Annotated in this window: 6 protein-coding genes; 2 read left to right on the forward strand and 4 right to left on the reverse strand. The window is 62.1% G+C overall.

Translation table 11 applies throughout. The annotated features are described in order from the left end of the window. The first annotated feature begins 53 nt into the window (after window positions 1-53). Together AAC997_RS15660 and AAC997_RS15665 are read left to right on the forward strand one after the other, a co-directional pair. Window positions 54-1484: a nucleotidyl transferase AbiEii/AbiGii toxin family protein gene (locus AAC997_RS15660; RefSeq protein ID WP_340646632.1), complete on the forward strand. Its 1431-nt coding sequence runs from the start codon at window positions 54-56 to the stop codon at window positions 1482-1484. A 185-nt stretch (window positions 1485-1669) separates the two neighbouring features. Next, window positions 1670-1897, forward strand: coding sequence for a hypothetical protein (locus AAC997_RS15665; RefSeq protein ID WP_340646633.1), 228 nt, complete (start codon window positions 1670-1672; stop codon window positions 1895-1897). Window positions 1898-1961: 64 nt separating this feature from the next. Here AAC997_RS15665 and AAC997_RS15670 read toward each other — a convergent pair whose 3' ends face one another. The 4 genes from AAC997_RS15670 to AAC997_RS15685 form a co-directional block, all read right to left on the reverse strand. Beyond that, window positions 1962-3116, reverse strand: a complete 1155-nt coding sequence (locus AAC997_RS15670; RefSeq protein WP_340646634.1) for an HWE histidine kinase domain-containing protein — start codon at window positions 3114-3116, stop codon at window positions 1962-1964. Window positions 3117-3227: 111 nt separating this feature from the next. After that, the gene (locus AAC997_RS15675) at window positions 3228-4799 is read right to left on the reverse strand and encodes an ATPase domain-containing protein (protein WP_340646635.1); all 1572 of its coding nucleotides are present in this window, start codon (window positions 4797-4799) and stop codon (window positions 3228-3230) included. Between the two features lies 1 nt (window position 4800). Next, a complete protein-coding gene (locus AAC997_RS15680; RefSeq protein ID WP_340646636.1) occupies window positions 4801-5214 on the reverse strand; it encodes a hypothetical protein in 414 nt (137 codons plus the stop codon). 381 nt (window positions 5215-5595) lie between these two features. Beyond that, on the reverse strand, window positions 5596-7385 hold a 1790-nt coding region (locus tag AAC997_RS15685; RefSeq protein WP_340646637.1), incomplete at its 5' end, for an ATP-binding protein.

Consider the following 7385-nt stretch of genomic DNA (forward strand, 5'->3'; position numbering starts at 1 on the left):
AGTTCCAAGTGGCGTCTGCGCGTGCCTCAGACCTGGATGAGAGAGGTGCGCTAATGATCGACAAGCGCGAAATCCTGGCTCTGGCGGCGCAAACCTCGCTCACCCCGCACGTGGTGGAGAAGGACTACGTCCTCGGATGGATGCTGGCCGGCATCTATGCCCACGAGGAGCTGGCCGACCTCTGGCTCTTCAAAGGGGGCACCTGCCTCAAGAAGTGCTTCTTTGAGACCTACCGCTTCTCGGAGGACCTCGACTTCACCCTGCGTGACGAGGCCCACATCGACGCCGCCTTCCTGAAGCGGGTGTTCGGCGAGGTCGGGGAGTGGATCTACGATCAGACCGGCATCGAGATTCCGGCCGACAAGCAGGAGTTCGAGATCCTGCGTAACCCGCGCGGCAATCTCTCGTGCCAGGGCAAAATCAGCTACCGCGGCCCGGTGTCGTCGACGCACGGCCTTCCCCGTATCAAGCTCGACCTGACCGCCGACGAACGGGTGGTCTTGCCGCCGGTCACCACCGCGATCTTCCATCCCTATTCCGACGCCCCTGACGAAGGCATTGAGGTCCTGGCCTACGACTATGTCGAGGCCTTCGCCGAGAAGTTCCGGGCGCTCGCCGAGCGGACCCGCCCGAGGGACCTCTACGACGTCGTGAACCTTTACCGGAACACAGACGCGCGCCCGGAGCCCGTGCAGTTCATCGCGGTCCTTCGTGAGAAGTGCGACTTCAAGGGCATCGGACTTCCGCGGCTCCTGGACCTGGAACCCCACCGGGCCGACCTTGAGGCCGGCTGGGTTCATATGCTCGACCACCAGCTGCCGGCGCTGCTTCCGGTCGACGCATTCTGGGAGGCGCTACCGGAAATCTTCGACTGGCTGCACGGTCAACTCGCGCCCGTCCTGGCGGCGATGCCGATGGGTGGGGGCGACGCGCTCATTCGAGACCGCATCATCAACCTGCCCGCGGGCTCCATCGGCCAGACCCACATCGATCTCATCCGCTTCGCCGCCGCGAACCGCCTGCTGGTGGAAATCGACTACCAGGACAAGGCGGGCAAGCGATCGACCCGGGCCATCGAGGCTTACTCCCTCCGGCGGTCGCAAGCGGGCGATGTCCGCCTGATGGCTGTACGCGCGACCGACGGTCAGCCCCGAGCCTATCTGCTCAACAGCATCCTTGGCGTGCGGCCCACCCAGACATCGTTTGCGCCCCGCTACCCGATCGAGCTGACGCCAACCGGGCCACAATCGATCCCGAGGACTCCAAGCTCGTCAGGCGGAATTGTCGCGCGGCGCGCGGCTCCGGCGCCGAAGCGGGCATTCCGAGCCGCGTCGAGCGGTGGGCCGACCTATGTGTTTCGCTGCCCGGTATGCGGCAAAACCTTCAACCGGAAGACCTACGACGGGGCCCTCAACCCTCATAAGAACAAGTCGGGCTTTGCCTGTTACGGGACCTACGGCGCCCACGTGAAGACGACCTACTGAGGGGTCTCGCAGGCGGTCGCGCCAGCCCCGCTCATGCTCCCGTTCGCAAGATCGGAAGCTCCGTCGTAGGCTTGGCCTCGCCGACGGACCGGGGCGGCCGACAGGCCGACGTCAGGCCCCGACGCAGACCTCCAAGACAGACCTGAAAAGCGCGCTGCCAGGGTCGGCGGGAGACCCACCGCGGTGTGAACTATGAAGGGGACGCCGCGACCCACGAGGACCTCCACCAAGGTCGAACAGTCACCATCAGCCAGATATACGTCCAGGATCGCGGCGCCTACGATCTCGGTTTCAAGGAAGGTCAGGGCTTCCTCGCGGCTCGCGGCGGGACCCACGACTTTACCGCCGGCGTCCTCCACGGCGAGCGCCAGGTCCAAGGCTATGAAGGGCTGATCCTCGGCCACGAGGACTGATACGTGGCTCAGCAATGAAGGCGCCCCGGCGTGATGTTGGGGAATGTCGAATAGGATTAAGCGCTCAAAGCGCCAAGCGTTCCGTGTCCGCCGAGACACGGACGACCAATCCGGCTGGATTCCAGTGGAAAGTCAGGTCCCCGCGGAGCCCACCGCTGATGCTCTTGCGGGCCAATACGCTGCCGAAGCCCTCCCGCTCGGGCGGACCCGTGATCACGGGTCCGTCCTTCTCTTCCCACGACAAGACGAGGCGGTCCTTGGCCACCGCCCACGAAATGTGGACGCGCCCGCCTGGGACCGAGAGGGCGCCGTACTTGGCTGCGTTCGTCGCCAACTCATGCACGACGAGCGCGACGTTCGTGGCGGCCTCGGCGCCGACCACAACCTCCGGCCCGTCGATTTCGGTGCGTGCGCCGTCGCCGGTTCCTGTCGGATCGGCATAAGGCGAGAGAACCTTTCGGACCAGTTCGCCCAAGGTGGTTTCCCGCTTGATGGCCTGGGCCACTGAATACCCCGGCCTGATCAACTGGTGCGCGCTGTCCAGCGCCCCGAGCCGGCCTTCAACGGTGTCGGCCAGCTCCCTAGGCGTGGTCGCTGACCGGGCGCTCAGCCTCACCATGCCCCCGACGACGGCGAACAGGTTCTTGACCCGGTGATCCATCTCCTTGAGGAGCAGCTCCTGCTGTTCCTCATGAAGTTTGCGCTGGCTCACGTCGAGGAAGATCACACCGACCTTCAGGATGGCTTCGTCCTCGAAACGGAAGGCGTACAGCTCCAGCGTCCGCCCCTGCGACGCCAGTTCACGCTCGAAACGGATCGGTTCCCCCGTCGCCATGACCGCGTCGTAGGTGTCGAACCATTCCTGGGGCTCGTCAGGAAACGCTTCCCGAATGGTCTTGCCAACGACGCCGCCGACACCCGTTTGTCTCTCAAAACCGGCATTGGCGGAGAGGTAGCGGAAGTCGCTCGGCTCGCCGGCGCGGGTATCGAGCTTTTCGAGGGTGCAGAAGCCTTCGTCGATGAACTCGAAGAGCATCCGGAATCTCGCCTCGCTCGCGCGGAGGGTTTCCTGTGCTGCTTGGCGCTCGATAATTTCGCGCTGCAGTCTCGCGTTCAATGCATCTGTGACGTCGACGAGTTCTTGCTGGCGCAGCGAACTGAGGATCAGCGCCTCGTTCATCGCGACCATATTTTTATGGAGCTGCGTGGCTTCAGTCATTTAGGTCATCAGACCGACGAAGTGCTCGTCTCCTGATACCTAATACCACAAATGTGGGGCGGAGCCGGACAATCGCCCCGGGGACCTCAAGTTACTCCGGCCAAGCTTCCTCTATTTCTTAGCCTTCGGCTCCGGAGGGGGTTCTGCTTTTTGCGCTGGGCTCGGGCCGGTTCGCGTGGGGATTCCTGTGGTCAGTCCGTCGTAGTCCGTGGATCGCGGCTGGATGACGACCACGCCCTTGTCGGTGATGACATACTCGCGGATGTCCTTGCTGTGGTTGCCGCCGCGCATCTTGATCACGACCATCACCTTCCGAAGTTGACCGTCGATTTCGACATAGCGCATCCTGATGATGTCATCGGTCAGGAACGAGATCGTATAGTGGCTGAAGGAGAATGCGGTGAACGAGTCCTCCACTTCGACGGTGCTGAGAATCGTCACCCCGGCCCCCGTCAGCGCCACGATCAGCCGGTACAGCGACTCGCGAAAATCCTCGCGGAACCCGGGCGCCAGCGCCATCTCAAGACTGACCAGAGAATCGATCACCAGACGTTTCGCGCCGACCCTTTCGACGGCGTCGAGAATCTCCTGCATGGTTTCGTCCACCGACAGGTCGAGCGGACGAAGGTAGATGATTTCCAGATTTCCCTTCTCCAGCGGCGTCTTCAAATTCAAACCAAAGCCGTCGGCGCGATCGGCGTAGCCTTTCGGTCGTTCTTCGAAGATCGCCATGATCCCCGGCTCGCCAATGCGCAGTCCCGCGGCAATGAATTGGGTGGCCAGCGCCGTCTTGCCCGTCCCCGAAGGCCCGGCGATGAGCAGACTGTCGCCTGCGAGAACGCCCCCGCCCATCATCTCGTCCAAATCAGGAATGCCCATGGAAAGCCGCCGGGGCTTGGCCGGCTTCCCAGCTTTGGGGATGAATCCCAACGTGCGCGAGAAGGCCTGCAACCCGTCGTCATTGATGCGGACGGTGTGCAATCCCGGCACCGAGCCCGACCCGCGCACTTTCAAGATCTGCAGTTTTCGCACCACGGAATTTCTTTCCACCTTCTGCGAAAGCCAGAAGAGGCCATCGGCGATGGTGAACAGCGGATTGCCTTGGGTCTCTTCCTCGCCAAATTCGCCGACTAGAAATGTCGTGGCTTCCCAGCTGGTCAGAAACTGGGTGAGCTGCTGAATGAACGACTGCATCTCCATTTCGCCGGCAGCGGACGGCGTTTTGCGCATCACGGTGCGAAAGGAGTCCACCACCACGACGCTCGGATTGATCGCTGTGACCTGCTTGATGATCTCAGCAAGGACCGCGTCCAAATCCTCATGCAGCACCAGATCGCTCAGATTGATGAAGCGGACGGCCCTGCCCAACTTGGAGCCATCGAAGAAGGAAAACTGTTGCTGGTAGCGCAACATTTTTATGGCGGGCTCACCGAGGACGGTGAAGAAGAGCGCGGGTTTTTCCGCCGTCGCGTTGGCGAAGACGATCTGATGCGCCATCGTGGTCTTGCCGCAACCGGGCCTGCCGGCGATGACGTTGAACGAAAATTCCGGGACGCCGCCGCCCAGGATGTCGTCGAGGCCGCGAACGCCGGTCGGCAGTCTACGGATCGTGACCTTGGCCGGTTGGGTTGCGGCGTTTTTCGTCAGTTTGCGGGTAGCCGCGGCGCTAGGTTTTTTTGCCATTTCAGCCTTCCGGAACTAACCGTAAGTTATTGATGTTACTAAACAACTTCAATGTTAAATCTTCGCCAATGAAAGTCACTAGCAGCCCCAGCAGCAGGGCCAGCAGAACAATCCCACCAGCGGCAATCTCTTCCGGGTTCGCTTGGGCTTCAATTTCGTTCAGCCCTTCGAAAGAGCCGTCTTCTCTGACACGCAGATCGCGCAGCCAAGCAACTTCCGGGTTAGCCAGCACGAGGGCGCGCGAAATGAGCGCACGAAAACCCGCGGCGCCCATGAGTGCGCCAAAATGCGGACTCAACTTCTCTATGACGACAAAGGCCGCTGTGGGGTTTGATTTGGAAGACGCATTTCGGCTCATCTCATAGGCAATGAGACGCTCAGCGTAGATACGCAGCTTCGGCGTCGCTCGGTTCATTCAGAAACCATCTCGAACGCGGCGCTCTTCGGAGAAGGTCTTGCGTGCGGTCCACAGCATGGGGGCATTGAGCGCTCCAGCTGACTTCATTGCCATCGTGCGGCTGCCTCTGGACGGATCAATCTTCACCTTGCACCTATAAAGCGCGGGCGACCAATCATGACGCTGCCCGAGACGGGCAACGGGCTTCGGGTTGAAGCCGGAAGGAACACCGTTCCTCCGGTGCAGCGGCCAAATGCGCTAGGCTTGGCGCAGAGGAACAACTGATCGGCTTCGGCCTGGCCCGCGAAATCGGTCACATGTCCAGCCACAACAGCGGTAAGGCGCGCCTGGCCTGGTGGCGCTGCAGGACGGCTGTTTTCAGAGCTTCGAGGTGACGGGCTAGGCAGAAAGGACCTCGATACGATCCAGATAGCTGGACAATTCACCCACCCACTTGCGCGATGCGTCGGTATCGGCGCTCTCGGCCGCCTGCTCCAGGCCAGCGCCGATGTCAGTGATGGCCTGAAATCCAAAGCCCCCTCCGGATCCCCGCAAGTTGTGCCCGAGGATCGTCACGGCCCCGAAGTCAGCCCGATCCAGGGCCTCATCCATATCAATTACGTTCTGCCGACAATTTCGCAGATAGGCGGGGGTTCGTTCCGTCAATTTCCGGCTCGCCAATGACGTGGTGTCCCTCGGTCTCCCTTCCTCTTTCGAGGATGCCTGCGCGATCATGGAATGCTCCCGGATGGCTTGCAGCAGCACCTCTTGTTTAATTGGTTTGGTCAAAAAGGCCGTGCACCCTGCCGCCAGGCAGGTTTCTCGATCCCCCTTCAAGGCAGACGCCGTCAGGGCGATGATCGGTATCGGCGGCCGATCGTTGGCCTGTTCCCAAGCTCGAATTGTCCGCGTCGCGGTCAAGCCATCCATGATCGGCATTTGCCGGTCCATCAGGACAAGGTCGTAGCGCCCAGTTTCAAACATTTCACAGGCGATGGCCCCCGTCTCGGCGATTTCGACCCGGTAGGGCGTGTCCTCCAGATAGGCCATCGTGATCATGCAGTTGTCGGAGGAGTCCTCCGCCAGAAGAATACGCAGTGCCGGCAGCGGCTGCTCAGGACCCGCGCCGACCGTCACGGCCACCGGCCGATTGGCCGCGGCCCAGATCTCGAATGGCACGGCGAAGGCAAACACACTACCCCTCCCGACTTCGCTCTCTACCCAGATGCGCCCGCCCATCAACTCCACCAGGCGCTTCGAAATCGTGAGCCCCAGCCCCGAGCCCCCAAACCTGCGCGTGGTGGATGAGTCGGCTTGGGTGAACCGTTCAAACACCTGGCCCAGTTTCTCGGCCTCAATGCCTATGCCGGTGTCCGAGACGGTGAACCGCAATGCGGTCGGAGCGGAAGAGTCCGGATCGCGATCGACCCGTAGGGACACTTGGCCGGAGTTTGTGAACTTGACCGCGTTGCCAAGCAGATTGAGGAGCACCTGCCGCAACCGTGTCGGATCACCGACGAGGTCGGTGTCGACGTCCGGCGCGATCTTGCAGACCAGGGCCAGCCCTTTTTCATGTGCCCGAGGCGCCACCATCTCCATCACCTTCTCCAGGTGGTCAGCCAACGAAAAGCCTGTCTGCTCTAGCTCAAGCTGCGAGGCTTCGACCTTGGAGAGATCGAGGATGTCATTGATCAGGTTCAGCAGGTTGTCGCCGGCGCGGCGGAAGACCTGGACGAACTTGTCCTGCTCGGGGGTGAGCGCAGTCTTCGCCAGCAAGTCTGAGATGCCCATGATCGCATTCATCGGCGTGCGGATCTCATGACTCATGCTGGCCAGGAAGTCCGACTTGGTCCGGCTGGCGCTCTCGGCGACGGCCTTGGCCTGCTGAAGCTCTGCCTCCACCCGCTTGCGCTCGGTGACGTCGCGCGCCGCGGCGAAGACGCCCTCCAGCTTGCGGTTGCGGTCATAGAAGGTGGTGGCGTTGTAGGACACCACGGTCTGCGTGCCGTCGCGGGCCCGCGCCGTCAGCTCGTAGTCGGTGACCGACTTTTCGCGCAGCACGCGCTTGATCGCGGCTTCGGCCCGCCCCGGATCGGTGAAGTAGTCTTTGAACGGCGCGCCGATCAACTCGTCGCGCGTGGAGCCGGTGAGCGCCTCCATCTGCTTGTTGACGTCGGTGATGATGCCGG

This window comes from Phenylobacterium sp., assembly GCF_037968635.1.
Taxonomy (GTDB): domain Bacteria; phylum Pseudomonadota; class Alphaproteobacteria; order Caulobacterales; family Caulobacteraceae; genus Phenylobacterium.

Coding starts and splice junctions, on each gene's coding strand:
- AAC997_RS15660 (WP_340646632.1), top strand. CDS start 54: ATGATCGACAAGCGCGAAATCCTGGCTCTGGCGGCGCAAACCTCGCTC.
- AAC997_RS15670 (WP_340646634.1), bottom strand. CDS start 3,116: ATGACTGAAGCCACGCAGCTCCATAAAAATATGGTCGCGATGAACGAG.
- AAC997_RS15675 (WP_340646635.1), bottom strand. CDS start 4,799: ATGGCAAAAAAACCTAGCGCCGCGGCTACCCGCAAACTGACGAAAAAC.
- AAC997_RS15680 (WP_340646636.1), bottom strand. CDS start 5,214: ATGAACCGAGCGACGCCGAAGCTGCGTATCTACGCTGAGCGTCTCATT.